The 14,706-nt window shown below is 37.9% G+C and carries 13 protein-coding genes and 1 tRNA gene; 3 read left to right on the forward strand and 11 right to left on the reverse strand.

Annotation, left to right across the window (positions count from 1 at the left end; all coding sequences use genetic code 11):
• Window positions 1-567 precede the first annotated feature (567 nt).
• From eno to FG384_RS09840, 7 genes are all read right to left on the reverse strand, one after another.
• Complete coding sequence (gene eno, locus FG384_RS09810; RefSeq protein ID WP_142642425.1) at window positions 568-1,860, reverse strand: phosphopyruvate hydratase; 1,293 nt, start codon at window positions 1,858-1,860, stop codon at window positions 568-570.
• Between the two features lie 2 nt (window positions 1,861-1,862).
• Window positions 1,863-3,401, reverse strand: a complete 1,539-nt coding sequence (gene gpmI, locus FG384_RS09815) for a 2,3-bisphosphoglycerate-independent phosphoglycerate mutase (RefSeq protein WP_142642426.1) — start codon at window positions 3,399-3,401, stop codon at window positions 1,863-1,865.
• Window positions 3,394-4,155 carry a triose-phosphate isomerase gene (gene tpiA / locus FG384_RS09820; protein WP_142642427.1) on the reverse strand — a complete coding sequence of 254 codons (762 nt, stop codon included), beginning with the start codon at window positions 4,153-4,155 and terminating at the stop codon, window positions 3,394-3,396. The genes gpmI and tpiA overlap by 8 nt, the downstream gene beginning before the upstream one ends.
• Window positions 4,156-4,170: 15 nt before the next feature.
• On the reverse strand, window positions 4,171-5,337 hold the full coding sequence (locus tag FG384_RS09825) for a phosphoglycerate kinase (protein WP_420849958.1): 1,167 nt from the start codon (window positions 5,335-5,337) through the stop codon (window positions 4,171-4,173).
• Between the two features lie 364 nt (window positions 5,338-5,701).
• Window positions 5,702-6,709 carry a type I glyceraldehyde-3-phosphate dehydrogenase gene (gap, locus tag FG384_RS09830; protein WP_142642429.1) on the reverse strand — a complete coding sequence of 336 codons (1,008 nt, stop codon included), beginning with the start codon at window positions 6,707-6,709 and terminating at the stop codon, window positions 5,702-5,704.
• Between the two features lie 12 nt (window positions 6,710-6,721).
• The gene (locus FG384_RS09835) at window positions 6,722-7,759 is read right to left on the reverse strand and encodes a sugar-binding transcriptional regulator (RefSeq protein ID WP_142642430.1); all 1,038 of its coding nucleotides are present in this window, start codon (window positions 7,757-7,759) and stop codon (window positions 6,722-6,724) included.
• 581 nt (window positions 7,760-8,340) lie between these two features.
• Window positions 8,341-8,574, reverse strand: coding sequence for a glutaredoxin family protein (locus tag FG384_RS09840; RefSeq protein WP_142642431.1), 234 nt, complete (start codon window positions 8,572-8,574; stop codon window positions 8,341-8,343).
• A 197-nt stretch (window positions 8,575-8,771) separates the two neighbouring features.
• Between FG384_RS09840 and FG384_RS09845 the strand changes: the two genes are divergently transcribed.
• Together FG384_RS09845 and FG384_RS09850 are read left to right on the forward strand one after the other, a co-directional pair.
• A complete protein-coding gene (locus tag FG384_RS09845; RefSeq protein ID WP_142642432.1) occupies window positions 8,772-9,293 on the forward strand; it encodes an RNA polymerase sigma factor in 522 nt (173 codons plus the stop codon).
• The gene (locus tag FG384_RS09850; RefSeq protein WP_142642433.1) at window positions 9,271-10,434 is read left to right on the forward strand and encodes a hypothetical protein; all 1,164 of its coding nucleotides are present in this window, start codon (window positions 9,271-9,273) and stop codon (window positions 10,432-10,434) included. The genes FG384_RS09845 and FG384_RS09850 overlap by 23 nt, the downstream gene beginning before the upstream one ends.
• Window positions 10,435-10,543: 109 nt before the next feature.
• Here the strand turns inward: FG384_RS09850 and FG384_RS09855 are convergent, their stop codons facing one another.
• From FG384_RS09855 to FG384_RS09870, 4 genes are all read right to left on the reverse strand, one after another.
• Window positions 10,544-10,990 (reverse strand): GNAT family N-acetyltransferase, encoded by a 447-nt coding sequence (locus FG384_RS09855; RefSeq protein WP_142642434.1) that lies wholly within the window; start codon window positions 10,988-10,990, stop codon window positions 10,544-10,546.
• A 116-nt stretch (window positions 10,991-11,106) separates the two neighbouring features.
• Window positions 11,107-11,925: a TPM domain-containing protein gene (locus tag FG384_RS20300; RefSeq protein WP_142642435.1), complete on the reverse strand. Its 819-nt coding sequence runs from the start codon at window positions 11,923-11,925 to the stop codon at window positions 11,107-11,109.
• Entirely contained in the window at window positions 11,925-12,503 is a 579-nt protein-coding gene (locus FG384_RS09865; protein ID WP_142642436.1) for a LemA family protein, read from the reverse strand. The genes FG384_RS20300 and FG384_RS09865 overlap by 1 nt, the downstream gene beginning before the upstream one ends.
• A gap of 370 nt (window positions 12,504-12,873) precedes the next feature.
• Window positions 12,874-12,945 (reverse strand) — tRNA-Arg (locus tag FG384_RS09870).
• A gap of 165 nt (window positions 12,946-13,110) precedes the next feature.
• On the opposite strand from FG384_RS09870, the gene clpP reads away from it, so the two are divergent.
• Window positions 13,111-13,707 carry an ATP-dependent Clp endopeptidase proteolytic subunit ClpP gene (gene clpP, locus FG384_RS09875; RefSeq protein WP_142642437.1) on the forward strand — a complete coding sequence of 199 codons (597 nt, stop codon included), beginning with the start codon at window positions 13,111-13,113 and terminating at the stop codon, window positions 13,705-13,707.
• The last annotated feature ends 999 nt before the right edge of the window (window positions 13,708-14,706 follow it).

Below are 14,706 nucleotides of genomic sequence, written 5' to 3' on the forward strand. Positions count from 1 at the left end.
GATTTTCATATTAATTGGTTTATTGGACAGCCTCATATAGCAAAGTCGAATTATAAGGACTTCTTCATTTCTAGAAAATCGTTGAAAAAGGCGACACTCCTGCGGGAATAGCGTTCGTCGAAGACCCCGCAGCGTAGCGAGGAGACTGAGGCAACGCCCGCGGAAAGGGAGGCCACTGAAAAACCAAAATTCAGAAAATAAAGTCACCACTTGAGAAGTATATTTGTATCAAAATTGGCATGACGTCCCCATAAACACCCTAAAAAGTGAAGGAATTATGGGATTTCGTTTTTATTTTTTGAAAAAAAGTGACTTTTTCAGTGGCCTCCGGAAAGGGAGCCGTTTCAACGATTTTCTTATTTATTGGAAAATTGGAATTGAATACCCCTCTCTGGCAAAGTCGATTTAAAGGAACTTTTTCAGTGCTCTAGAGCGGAAATCAACTCAGTCTGATTACTATATTTTTATTGTAAAAGGAAAAAAGACTGTGACAAACTCAAAATTCTACGAGTTTATCACAGTCTGAAGCTACTTACTAAACGAATAAGCAGATTGTTTCATTGTATATTATTTTAAATTATAGAATGTTTTCTTCCCTAAGTATTGAGCAGTATCATATAATTGATCTTCAATACGTAGTAATTGGTTGTATTTAGCAACACGGTCTGAACGAGATGGTGCACCTGTTTTAATTTGTCCAGCGTTTGTAGCAACTGCAATATCAGCAATTGTTACATCTTCGGACTCACCAGAACGGTGTGAAATAACTGCTGTATAACCAGCACGTTTCGCCATTTCGATCGCATCGAAAGTTTCTGTTAGTGTACCAATTTGATTTACTTTGACAAGAATAGAGTTACCAACGCCTTGCTCGATTCCTTCTGCCAATTTTTTCGTATTCGTAACGAATAGATCATCACCGACTAATTGAACTTTACTTCCTAACTTTTCAGTTAGTAATTTATGTCCAGCCCAGTCGTTTTCGTCTAAGCCATCTTCAATTGAAATAATTGGGTATTTTGAGCAAAGTTCTTCATACCAAGCAACCATTTCTTCCGAAGTTTTTACTACGCCTTCTCCAGCTAGATGGTATTTTCCATCTTCTTTATTGAACAACTCAGATGAAGCAACGTCCATAGCTAGAAGTACTTCTTCCCCTGGTTTATAACCAGCTCTTTCAATTGCTGTCATAATTGTAGATAAAGCTTCTTCGTTTGATTTTAAGTTTGGAGCAAATCCACCTTCATCCCCAACAGCTGTATTTAATCCAGCTTCTTTCAAAACTGCTTTTAAGCTGTGGAATATTTCTGCTCCCATACGTAATGCGTGACGGAATGATTCTGCTCCAACCGGCATTACCATAAATTCTTGAATATCTACGTTATTATCCGCGTGCTCCCCACCATTTACAATGTTCATCATTGGAACTGGTAGTTGTTTTGCATTGAATCCACCTAAGTACTGATAAAGTGGAATATCTAGATAATCAGCAGCAGCTTGTGCAACTGCAATAGATACACCTAGAATTGCGTTAGCACCTAAGTTCCCTTTATTTTCCGTACCATCTAATTCGATCATTGCACGGTCAATGGAAACTTGATCTAAAACTGAAAAGTTTTCTTCTAATTCATTTGCGATTAAGTTATTTACATTTTCAACTGCTTTTAAAACACCTTTACCAAGGTATCTGTCTTTATCACCATCACGAAGTTCTACTGCTTCATATTCACCAGTAGACGCACCAGAAGGAACAATCGCACGGCCAAAAGCACCGCTTTCTGTAAATACTTCTACCTCTACCGTTGGATTCCCACGTGAATCTAATACTTCACGAGCTTGTACATGTGTAATAATTGGCATTTTTAACTCTCCGTTTCAATTAATGTTTTACCTGTCATTTCAGGCGGTGATTGTATTCTTAATAAGTGTAACATGGTTGGTGCCAAATCTGCTAAAATTCCGTCAGTTCGAAGAGAAACTTCTTTTTTCGTAACGATGACTGGAACAGGATTTGTTGTATGCGCAGTCATTGGCTGACCTTCCAATGTAGTTACTTCATCTGAATTTCCGTGATCTGCAGAAATAATTGCATGACCACCTTTTGCTAAAATAGCATCCACTACTTTTCCTAAACATGTATCAACTGCTTCAATTGCTTGAATAGTAGGCTCTAGCATTCCACTATGACCAACCATATCCGGATTTGCGAAATTTAAAATAATTGCATCGAACTTATCGTTTGCAATTTCAGCAAGAAGTGCATCTGTCACTTCATACGCACTCATCTCTGGTTTCAAATCATAAGTGGCAACCTTTGGAGAATTAATCAGAATACGTTCTTCTCCAGGGAAGGTTTCTTCACGTCCACCACTCATAAAAAACGTAACATGCGGATATTTCTCTGTTTCTGCAATTCGAAGCTGTGTTTTATGATGATTGGAAAGTACCTCTCCAATTGAATTAAACAAATCATTTTTTTCAAATACAACTTCTGAAACCACATCATCACTATAATGCGTAAAAGTAACGAATTTCATATTAGCTGGATGTTTTTCACTAAGTGCAAAGCTATCAAAAGTTGGTGTATGTAATGCCATCGATAATTGTATAGCACGGTCTGGTCGGAAATTAAAGAAGATTACTGCATCCCCTGTATCAATTGTAGCTACTGGTTTTCCGTTTTCTTCTATAACGCATGGTAGAACGAATTCATCCACTACATCTTCTGCATAAGATTGTAAAATTCCGCTCGTTGCAGTTTCCGCTTTACGACCTATACCATCAACAAGAGCTCGATAAGCAAGTTCTACACGCTCCCAACGACGATCCCGATCCATTGCGTAATAACGTCCACTAATAGAAGCAAACTTCCCAACACCAATATCTTTCATTTGCTGTTCTGTTTCTTCCACAAAGCCAACTGACGTTCTTGGGCCAACATCTCTTCCATCTAAAAATCCATGGACAAAAACATCTTGTAGCCCTTGTTCTTTCGCAAGCTTCAATAAAGCAAATAAATGAGAATAATGACTGTGAACTCCACCATCTGAAAGTAAACCCATTAAGTGTAGCTTTCCACCAGTTTGTTTTACATGTTCTATCGTTGCTAGAAGTTTTGGTTCTAAAAAGAACTCACCTTCACGAATAGACTTATGAATACGTGTTAAGTTTTGATAAACAATTCTTCCTGCACCAATATTTAAATGACCCACTTCTGAGTTCCCCATTTGACCATCTGGCAAGCCTACTGCTTCACCAGATGCTGTTAATGTTGCATTAGGGTAATCAGACCAATAACGGTCAAAATTTGGTTTTTTCGCCTGTGCCACAGCATTTCCGAACGATTCATGACGCAATCCGAATCCGTCTAAAATGATTAAAGCTACTGGACTTTTAGGCATTTTCTCCAGCCTCCAACAATTTAACAAAAGAATCAGCTTGCAGACTTGCACCGCCTACTAAAGCTCCATCGATATGCTCTTTCGAAAGTAATTCTTCAATGTTTTCTGGTTTCACACTTCCACCATATTGAATACGAACGCTACTCGCAACTTCTTCTCCAAACCCATCAAGAATTGTTTCGCGAATCGCTTGGCATACATCATTTGCATCGTCTGCAGTTGCTGTTTTACCAGTTCCGATTGCCCAAATTGGCTCATAAGCGATGATCGAGTTTTCTACACTTTCTTCTGTTAGTCCTTCTAGAGCCGCCATTACTTGAGCAGATACAATACTTTCTGTTTCGTTTTGCTCGCGTTGTTCTAGTGTTTCTCCTACACAAATAATGGGAGTTAAATTATTTTCAAATGCAGCTATTACTTTTTTATTCACAGTGTCATCTGTCTCATTGAAATATTGACGTCTTTCGGAATGTCCAATTACAACATAGCTTACGCCCAAATCTTGTAATTGATGCCCACTTACTTCCCCTGTAAACGCCCCTTCTTTTTCTTCGTGCATTGTTTGTGCACCAATTGAAATAAAGGAATCTTTCGTCGCTTGTACAAGCTGATCTAAAAATAATGCTGGTGCGCAAATAACTGTCTCAACTTTGCTGCTATCCACTTGTTTTTCTCTTAATTGTTCAACAAAATCTTTCGCCTCGGAAAGTGTTTTGTACATTTTCCAATTCCCTGCTATTACTCGTTTACGCATAAGAAATCTCCTCCATTACTTGTCGTTTAAAGCGGAAACTCCTGGTAAATCTTTACCTTCCATAAACTCTAAGGAAGCTCCTCCACCAGTTGAAATATGATCCATTTTGTCTGCCACTTCAAATTTTTCTACAGCTGCAGCTGAATCTCCACCACCAATAATTGTGTAACCAGCTGTATCAGCCATTGCATCTGCAACACCTTTTGTTCCGTTCGCAAATGCATCCATTTCAAACACACCCATTGGTCCGTTCCAAATAATTAGCTTACTTCCTTTAATGACATCTGCATATAATGCAGCTGTTTTTGGCCCAATATCAAGCCCCATCCAATCTGATGGAATTTGATCGATATCGACTACTTTTGTATTTGCATCCTTCGAAAACTCATCTGCAACAACCGCATCAACAGGTAAGTAAAAGGAAACACCTTTTTCTTTCGCTTTTTCAATAAAAGATTGTGCCAACTCAATTTTATCCTCTTCTACAAGCGACTTTCCGATATCATGTCCTTGAGCTTTAGAAAATGTGTAAGACAATCCTCCACCGATTAAAATGTTATCCACCTTATCTAATAAATGATCGATGACACCAATTTTATCTTTTACTTTTGCTCCACCAATAATTGCGGTAAATGGACGTTCTGGATTAGACAAAGCTTTCCCTAAAACATCTAGCTCTTTTTCCATTAGTAAACCAGAAACAGCAGGAAGAAGCTTTGCAATTCCTTCTGTCGTTGCATGTGCACGATGTGCAGCACCAAATGCATCATTCACATACACATCTGCAAGGGAAGCAAATGCTTTTGCAAGTTCTGCATCATTTTTCTCTTCTCCAGCATGAAAACGAACGTTTTCTAATAATACGATGTCTCCATTTTCCATTTCAGAAACAGTTTGTTCCACTTCCGAACCGATTGATTCATCTAATTTTTTTACTTGTTTATTTAATAATTTTGCTAAGTGCTCTCCCACTTGTGTCAAACGTAGTTCTTCCTTCACTTCACCTTTTGGTCGTCCCATGTGACTTGCAAGAATAACTTTTGCGCCTTGCTCGATTAAATAATTGATTGTAGGAAGTGCAGCACGAATTCGAGTGTCGTCTGTAATTTGTCCATCTTCCATTGGCACGTTAAAGTCTACACGGCAAAATACTCGTTTCCCTAGTAAAGTTACATCACTCATTGTTTGTTTTTGATTCATGAGATAAGCCCCCTTGATATGTAATCACATTCGCCTCGGCGTATTGAGCATAGATTTTTATCGAGTTTTCTCAATAAAATCCTTTAAAAAATCTGTGGAATCCGCCGGAGGCTTTATCTTAATTCAACAGAGGTTTGAACCCCTGTTAAATTAAGATAAAAAAATAAGGAGCGAAGGGTAACCCTTGCTCCTTTTACCCTCTTTCATTATAGAGGTTATTCCGCATAATCGCCAAGCAAAATTAAACTCACCTTGGTGTATTTACGGACAGATTTTAAAACAGTTTCCCGATTCTAAATCTGACGTATCAGCCAGTGGCTTAACTTTGTACAGCATGCGTATGAACTTAAAGTCCTTTTTTCATCATAAGTAGAGCAAGGTCGATACAACGCGCAGAGTATCCTGATTCATTGTCATACCAAGATAATACTTTCACCATATTATCTCCAAGTACCATTGTAGAAAGTCCATCAATTGTAGAAGATGCTGTATTTCCATTATAGTCAATCGATACTAATGGAAGTTCATTGAAAGCAAGAATTCCTTTTAATTCATTTTCAGAAGCTTGTTTTAATGCTGCATTTATTTCTTCTACTGTTACTTCTTTATCTAACTCAGCTACAAAGTCTACTAAAGAAACATTTGGTGTTGGTACACGGATTGCCATTCCATCTAATTTTCCTTTTAGTTCAGGAAGTACTTTCGCAACTGCTGATGCTGCTCCAGTTGTAGTTGGAATCATAGATTCTCCTGCTGCACGAGCACGACGGTAATCACTATGTGGTAAATCTAAGATGCGTTGATCATTTGTATAAGAGTGAATAGTTGTCATCATTCCACGTTTAATACCAAATTGATCTTGTAATACTTTTGCAAGTGGTGATAAACAGTTTGTTGTACAAGATGCATTTGAAACAACATGATCTGTTGCAGGATTATATTTATCCGCATTTACACCCATAACAAAAGTAGGCATACCATCTTTAGCAGGTTGAGATAAAATTACTTTTTTAGCTCCAGCTTCAATATGCTTCCCAGCTTTTTCAGTTGTATTAAATATTCCAGTACATTCAATAACTATATCTACTTGTTGCTCTTTCCATGGAAGTGCAGAAGGATCTTTTTCAGCAAAAACTCGAATGTTTTTACCGTTTACAACTAAGTAGTCTCCTTCAGAAGATACTTCTGCATCGAAGATTCCATGTACCGAATCATATTTCAATAAGTGTGCAAGCATTGCTGCATCCGTTAAGTCATTGATTGCCACTACTTCTAAATCTTTTTGTACTAATGCTTCTCTAAATACTTTACGTCCAATACGTCCAAATCCATTAATCGCTAATTTTACTGTCATGTTAAATTCCTCCTAATTCGTTTCGGAAATTATTTTTATCATTTCATTCGCAGCGCCTTCATCTGTCACTAAAACAGTTTGTTCTGGCGCTTGTTTAAAATAAGATAATAGTGCTTTTGCTTTTTTTGCCCCACCTGCAACTGCAAGTAGATGCTCTATATGTGTTAATTGTTTTAATTGAATTCCAATTGTTCGAATACGGTGAACTGCTTCGCCTTGTTCATTGAAATAATAGCCAAATGCTTCACTAACAGAGCCTGCTTCTTTTAGACGATCGATTTCATTCTCGTCTGTATATCTTCTGCGGGCCATTTCTACCGCATCGCCTATTCCGTGAATTATAATATTCGTTCTCTCGTATAGATCCATCATCTCTTGTATAAAAGGCTCTTTCATCATCGTATTATACGCTTCTTCACTTAAACTATCCGGCATATACAATGTGCGATAAGATCCATTCATTTTATTTGAAAAAAGGGAAGCAATCGTATTTGCTTGTAATGCAACATCTTTCCCTACTCCACCTCTGGCAGCGATAAACAATAACTGTTTCCATTTCGTCGTCGCCTGTACGAAGTTCGAAATAGATGCAATCGTCGATCCACCCGTAACGGCAATTATTTTTTCATCTGAAAGGATACTTTCCAAATACTTTGCTGCCTCTTGTGATAAAAGCATCGCAGCATTCGTATTAGTATCTACATCGCCAGGCACAATAATAACTTCTTTTATGTGTAAATGTTGTGAAAGTGTTTGTTCGAGTTGTAATCTTCCCGACCATTCACGTACCACTTCTTTTAACTCAATGATCATTTGTGTTCCTTCCGGAGTAATTGCAGCTCCATCTCGAGAAACATCAATCAATCCTTGATTTCTTAATGCATCTAACTCTTTTCGAGTATCTCTCTCTGACAAACCTAATTGTTCTCCTAGAACTCGCCTTCCAATCCCTTTTGAAAGCTGGATCGTTTGAAGTATTCGATATCTTTTCTGTAACAAATCGCTCATTTCAGGAATTAGCTTGAGCTGAGCCGTGAGCAAAGATTCCATATCTCACTTCCTCACCTATTATGACGTTTTTGTCCCGCTACGTATAAAAATGTCCCAGTAACTCAAAAAAAAAGTAAATTACTAAAATAATCATACAATATTATATTCAGCTTAGCAATACAAGTGCATTATTTTTGAAATAGTACTTGTGGGTAAGGGGATTTTTTGTTTCTTGCGAATAGAGATGGGGAGCTTGTGGATACGCGAGTTGAATTTGCGGATAGACTTAGGGAATTTGCGATTAAGCAGAGTGAATTTGCGCAATGGGGACTTGAACTTGCGCATAAGCACAATGAACTTGCACATAGGTGACTTGAATTTGCGCATAGGTTTGAATTTGCGATTAGGCACGATGAATTTGCGATTAAGCACGATGAATTTGCGCATAGATGATTTGAACTTGCGATTAAGCTTCGGGCAAATACAGGTAGCCCCTTTTTCATGGTGAATATACGAAATTTGCGAGAACTGATCAAGAACTTGCGGATAGATCTTACCAACTTGCAAATAGATGACTTAATCTTCTATTAACCCCTGATATCTTATACTCTTTCTAATCAAAAAATAAAAAATCTGGAGCATTACGGAAGTAATGCATCCAGAATTGTTGCATAGTCTATTTGACCATATTGAATGATGTTATTTTCTAATTCGACGACTGGAATCATAAGCATATATTTCTCGTGAAGTTCATCATTTTCTTCAATATTTATTTCTTTTATTTCAAATGAGATATCTTCTTGTACTAGTTTTAACATAAGTCTAGCGTCCTCACATAGATGGCAACCTGGCCGTGTGTAGAAATGGACAATCATTTTATATCATCCCTTCCAAAAATCATTGATTGATTTTTATTATAGTCTTTTTGAAGAATAAAATCGTGTGATATCGTGCACTTAAGCATCAACTTTTCAAGAGTAACTCTTAAATACAAATTAATCCTTAAAAGGTAAAATAAAAGCGATACTTTTTATTTGTTCCTTCGTCTATAGCAATAAGGGGAGGTCAGAAGATGGAAATGGAAAAGCTATACAGAATGCACAGCGATAGAGTTTACAGCTATATATACTTACTTGTCCGTCATAGAGAATGTGCAGAGGATCTCACACAAGAAACATTTTATAAAGCATATAAAGGGCTAGAAGCCTTTAATAAGCAGGCTTCAACTGCCACCTGGCTATTAAAAATAGCTCGTAATGTGACCTATGACTATTTTCGAAGGAAAAGAGTCATCAAATTTTTCTCCTTTGATAAAGGGCATGATTTAGAGACAAACGCATTATCACCAGAGAGTCGATATGAACAAAAGGAACAACTCGCCAGGATGTTTGCCACCTTAAGCAAGCTAAAAAAAGATTATCAAGAAGTACTGCTCCTGCGAAAGATACAAGAATGCTCAATTCAAGAAACAGCCTTCATACTTGGCTGGACCGAGGCAAAAGTAAAGATGAAAATGACACGAGCACTTGAAGCACTTAAAAAGGAATTTCATAAGGAAGGGGGTCATCCAAATGGAACCATCAAAAGAATTTGATGAGCTTTTTGAGGAAATGAAAGAGGTTGAGCGTTCAGAGGAAGCAAAGCGCAATACATGGCTAGCCTTAAAGGGTAGAATAGCAACAAAGAGAAAACGCAACATATTTCCTGCATTTATTTCATTAGCAATAGTAGCGATTGCCACCTTTCTAATCATTACTTATTCCATTCCTTCAGAAACAGAGCAATCAGCTGAGTCTCTTTCTAATGAAGAGATTATTAGAGCAGTATTAGAAAGAGAATACAATGGTCCAGACAAGGAACATTTGCGCTTAATGAACGATTGGATGAAATTCCAAAGCGAAAGAAATGCGAAAAACCAAGAGGAGTATGATGAACTTCTAGAATCAAAGGAATACAAAGATTTTATGAATTATTATCAAACCACTTTTGGTGAATACTTTACTGAGAACATGCTGACAAAAGCGATTAGTACAGTTATGGTGTTCAAATATCACTATTACCTAGAGGATACAGATATAGAGATGCATTTAGAGAACGTTGAAATTAAGCAAGAGAAAGATCATCCGAATATCTATCGCCCCATTATAGAGGTTTCCTTAACGAATAGCCAAGGACAGAAAATTTTTCATACATTGAGAGAGGAATTTATCTTTTCAAAATCAGAACCTGGAAAAATAGGGAGCTATAATGTAGCTAAAGGTGGCGGAAGCATAGAATTTCGAGAGAAAATAGAGAATTTTAACTCATATGTTGGAGGTAATGAAGATGTAAGAACACCATCTTTTAGAAAAACCATATCCTTCGACACACTCTGCTTTAATGGTAAGATTTTCGAGAATGAGAATACACAGAAAAATATCCATGGATGCACATCCGATAGAAAAAAAATAAATTCCATTTTGAAGATTTTTGACCATCTTCCTATCAAAGAAGCAACAGAGCAAGAAAGCAGAAAGAGGGCGGAAGCTCTTCCTCAAATGGATAATTATCAAATTTACCTAACAAACGAGGTAGATAAAGGAACTACATTTTATACTATTACATTATACGAGGATGGAGTCCTTATGTTCGCTCCCGGTCTTGATTTAGGGATTCTTGGTGATATCACTACTGCACCCCATGCTGTTATATATGAAAAGGTCAAGCTGATGCTAGATGAATTTTCTGATAATTAATAATCTAAAAAACCAACTGATTGTTGGTTTTTTTTTCTTGTTGAGAGGTTGTTTACCACAAGCTTACTTTCCCTAGATTTCTTTGACAAGAACCTCCGCTCTCACACGCTCATAATTTCAATACAAACTCTGCTTCTCCTTCATTTATGTTGCCTGTTTTTTGGAATCCGAAGCTTTCGTATAGTTTTATGGCTACTTCGTTGTCTGGCTCCGTTGATAGATAGATCGTTTCACAACCATCCAGCTGCTTCATTTCGTCCAAGATCAACTGAATAGCCACTCTGCCGTAACCCTTCCCCTGACAGGTGTGATCAATCATTAATCGACATATCCAGTAATTCTTAGTATCTTCATCTAATCCATACATTGTGAAGCCAATAATCTTGTCATCTACCTCAATTCCTCTAACAATCCATCCAGTCTCGTAAATCGATTGCACAATAGATAGCGCATTGGAGGCTACAAATTTTTCTACTACGGTCGCCTTCCCATCCTCATTAGTTGTCAAAAGAACCGTTCGTAACCAGTTATCCTTGTTGATTTCTACTAATTTCATTCCAAAATCCCCCTTACATTACTTCTACAATATTTTATCGGAATAATTATAATAGGTACACAAACGGAAATTACAAAAAAGAAAAAGCCCTATTAAGGGCATTCTCCATTTATAATTTACCATTTCCGACCAGCTCCTCCACCGCCAGAGCTACCGCCGCCGAAACCTCCGAAGCCACCGCCTGAACTTTTGCCTCCGCTTCCTCCGAAGCCTCCAAAGCCACCACCGAAACTACCTGGTCCAAACATAGTAGTGCTAGAGCGACGTCTTCTTCCAGATCCACCTCTGCCACCACCACCGTTATTCATTATTGAAAAAATTATATAAACAACAACGATGATTGCAATAATAGTAGTAAAGGAAAAGCCTTCATCAGATGAGGCTGGATTTTTCGTTTCCACTAGTTCACTATCCATGCCGTATTCTGTTGCAACTTCATTGAATAGTACTTGATAAGTCGATAAAACCGCATCATCGACAGATCCTTGTTCCAAATATGGATACGTATACTCATCCAGAATTCGACCGATTTTCCCGTCTGGTAATGCCCCTTCTAAGCCATATCCCACTGTTATTGCCACATCTCGATCGCCTTTTTTAGTAGGATCCGTTTCAATAACAAATAGGACACCATTATTCTTTTTGGAATCCCCAATACCAAATTCTCGAATGACATCTACACTAAATTGATTTACATTTTGCCCATTTAATGAGTTGATAATCATTACGACAATTTGTGCACCAGTAGCTTTGTCTAATTTAAGTCCGAGCTCTTCTACTTGTTGTTTCGTCGATTCTGATAAATAGTTTTCATAGTCATGTACATAGGACTCACCTGGAATAGGTTTGGGAATATCCGATGCTGCTGCCGCTACAAGTGGAAAGAAAAGAAATAAAAGTAGCGCAGCTGAAAGCATACGCGCAACTCTTTTCATTACTCTCCATCTCCTTCAAAATCAACAGCTGGAGCTTCTTTCGCATTTGCATCTGCTTTGAAATATTCTTTTTCATCGAAGCCGAAAATAGAAGCTACTATGCTTCCTGGCATACGTTTTACTTTTTTATTGTAATCCGAAACGACTGTGTTATAGTCTTGTCTTGCCACAGACAAACGATTTTCTGTTCCCGCAAGTTCATCCATTAATTGACGGAAGTTTGCATCTGCTTTTAAATCTGGATAGTTCTCTACAACTACTAATAGTCTGCTTAACGCACCAGATAATTCATCATTTGCTGCTGCTTGTTCTTCAGGAGTACCAGCCCCTGCTAGTTTAGAACGTGCGTCTGCAATATTGCTTAACACTTCTTTTTCATGGGATGCAAATCCTTTTACAGTATTAACAAGGTTTGGAATTAAATCAAGACGGCGTTGTAATTGATTTTCCACCTGCGCATATGCCTTATTTACATTTTCTTCTCCATCTACAAAACCGTTATAACTCGGTATCAATATAGCCGCAAAAACTGCAATTATAACTACAATGATTACTAGCGGTCCTAATAGTTTTTTCATCTCATTCACCTCTAACTTAAGTATAGTGTTAATGTACGTAAAAACCTAAAAATGTGAAACATACTATACATACGAAATCGTACTCCATTAGTTTCATTTAAATTTAGAGTAACGAACAAATGAAAAACACGCAGGTGATCCATGAACACCGCGTGTTGGAAGTTTCATTATTTCCACAAACCTAAAATGAAACCCATTCCAGTAACATTCAATCCAAGGTCTTAGTAATTTATTTGGCTGTTGGAATCCTATATTCATTAGGTAATATTCCCATTCTTTGAAATCACCACAATATATAAAAAAAGTCCGCAAACGTTTATGCGATAACGTTTACGAACTTTTCTTGATGATACTATATTGTTTCATATGACGCCCTCGGAGGGAATCGAACCCCCATCTCAAGAACCGGAATCTTACGTCATATCCATTAAACTACGAGGGCAAGCGACTAATCTATTATACAAATGAACTGAAAATAATTCAACCTAACATTTTGATGCTTTATATTTGACCTTCCTTGACCTTAATGTGTATGATAAAGTTACAACTGAGAGAGTATTTCTCAGTAATCAAACTTACAATACCACCTTTGAAGGAGGCAAACAGGATGAATTTAATCCCTACAGTTATTGAACAAACAAATCGTGGAGAACGTGCATATGACATTTACTCTCGATTATTAAAAGACCGTATCATTATGCTTGGAAGCGCTATTGATGACAACGTTGCAAACTCCATCGTTGCCCAACTATTATTTTTAGAAGCAGAAGATCCAGAAAAAGATATTTCTATCTACATTAATAGCCCAGGTGGAAGCATTACAGCTGGTATGGCAATTTACGATACAATGCAGTTTATCAAACCTGATGTACAAACAATTTGTATCGGTATGGCAGCTTCTATGGGTGCATTCCTACTTACTGCAGGTACAAAAGGAAAACGTTTAGCACTTCCTAATGCAGAAGTAATGATTCACCAACCACTTGGTGGAGCACAAGGTCAAGCAACTGAAATTGAAATTGCTGCTAAACGCATTTTGTTCTTACGTGATAAATTAAATTCAATTATTTCAGAACGTACTGGGCAACCAATTGAAGTAATTGCAAAAGACACAGATCGTGATAACTTCATGACTGCTGAACGTGCAAAAGAATATGGTTTAATCGATCATGTTATTGACCGCAGTGAATTAAAAAAATCATAATAAATACCAGGCGACCGGTTTTAGATTGAAGACAAAGGCAGTTGGAATGAACACATTCCAACTGCCTTTTTAATTTTTCTTCTTCAAATACTCTTCCCAAATATGTCGTTGAATCAACTTTTCATGATACTGTATTTGCGTACACATGTTTTTTTCTCAACCTCAGTGGAAAGAAGCAATTTATTGGTTTGAAGAAGCCTCCGCTCGACTCCTGCGGGAATAGCGAGACAGACGAGACCCTGCAGGAGCGTAGCGACGAAGCGGCTCGGCGCTCGCCCGCGGAAAGCGAGCGGTAAGCTTCGGAAAACCTAACTACCCTATATGAAAGACTACTGACAACTCGTTTTTCAGTTTATCTATTTCAATTATTAAAATGAATAATTGAAAGTAAGAGGTTATTGTTTTGAAGAAGCGTCCGCTCGACTCCTGCGGGAAAAGCGAGACAGACGAGACCCTGCAGGAGCGTAACGACGAAGCGACTCGGCGCTCGCCTGCTGAAAGCGAGCAGTAAGCTTCGGAAAACCTATCTACCCTATATTAAAAAACTACAGATAACTCATAACTCTTTTTTCAGATTATCTATTTCAATTATTAAAATGAATAATTTAAAGTAAGAGGTTATTGTTTTGAAGCAGCGTCCGCACGACTCCTGCGGGAAAAGCGAGACTGACGAGACCCTGCAGGAGCCAAGCGACGAAGCGGCTCGGCGCTCGCCCGCGGAAAGCGAGCGGTAAGCTTCGGAAAACCTATCTACCCTATATTAAAAAACTACAGATAACTCATAACTCTTTTTTCAGATTATCTATTTCAATTATTAAAATGAATAATTTAAAGTAAGAGGTTATTGTTTTGAAGCAGCGTCCGCACGACTCCTGCGGGAAAAGCGAGACTGACGAGACCCTGCAGGAGCCAAGCGACGAAGCGGCTCGGCGCTCGCCCGCGGAAAGCGAGCGGTAAGCTTCGGAAAACCTATCTACCCTATATTAAAAAACTACAGAC

The sequence above is a fragment of the Psychrobacillus vulpis genome, from assembly GCF_006861825.1.
GTDB lineage: Bacteria > Bacillota > Bacilli > Bacillales_A > Planococcaceae > Psychrobacillus > Psychrobacillus vulpis.

Coding starts and splice junctions, on each gene's coding strand:
- eno (WP_142642425.1), bottom strand. CDS start 1,860: ATGCCAATTATTACACATGTACAAGCTCGTGAAGTATTAGATTCACGT.
- gpmI (WP_142642426.1), bottom strand. CDS start 3,401: ATGCCTAAAAGTCCAGTAGCTTTAATCATTTTAGACGGATTCGGATTG.
- tpiA (WP_142642427.1), bottom strand. CDS start 4,155: ATGCGTAAACGAGTAATAGCAGGGAATTGGAAAATGTACAAAACACTT.
- FG384_RS09825 (WP_420849958.1), bottom strand. CDS start 5,337: ATGAGTGATGTAACTTTACTAGGGAAACGAGTATTTTGCCGTGTAGAC.
- gap (WP_142642429.1), bottom strand. CDS start 6,709: ATGACAGTAAAATTAGCGATTAATGGATTTGGACGTATTGGACGTAAA.
- FG384_RS09835 (WP_142642430.1), bottom strand. CDS start 7,759: ATGGAATCTTTGCTCACGGCTCAGCTCAAGCTAATTCCTGAAATGAGC.
- FG384_RS09840 (WP_142642431.1), bottom strand. CDS start 8,574: ATGATTGTCCATTTCTACACACGGCCAGGTTGCCATCTATGTGAGGAC.
- FG384_RS09845 (WP_142642432.1), top strand. CDS start 8,772: ATGGAAATGGAAAAGCTATACAGAATGCACAGCGATAGAGTTTACAGC.
- FG384_RS09850 (WP_142642433.1), top strand. CDS start 9,271: ATGGAACCATCAAAAGAATTTGATGAGCTTTTTGAGGAAATGAAAGAG.
- FG384_RS09855 (WP_142642434.1), bottom strand. CDS start 10,990: ATGAAATTAGTAGAAATCAACAAGGATAACTGGTTACGAACGGTTCTT.
- FG384_RS20300 (WP_142642435.1), bottom strand. CDS start 11,925: ATGAAAAGAGTTGCGCGTATGCTTTCAGCTGCGCTACTTTTATTTCTT.
- FG384_RS09865 (WP_142642436.1), bottom strand. CDS start 12,503: ATGAAAAAACTATTAGGACCGCTAGTAATCATTGTAGTTATAATTGCA.
- clpP (WP_142642437.1), top strand. CDS start 13,111: ATGAATTTAATCCCTACAGTTATTGAACAAACAAATCGTGGAGAACGT.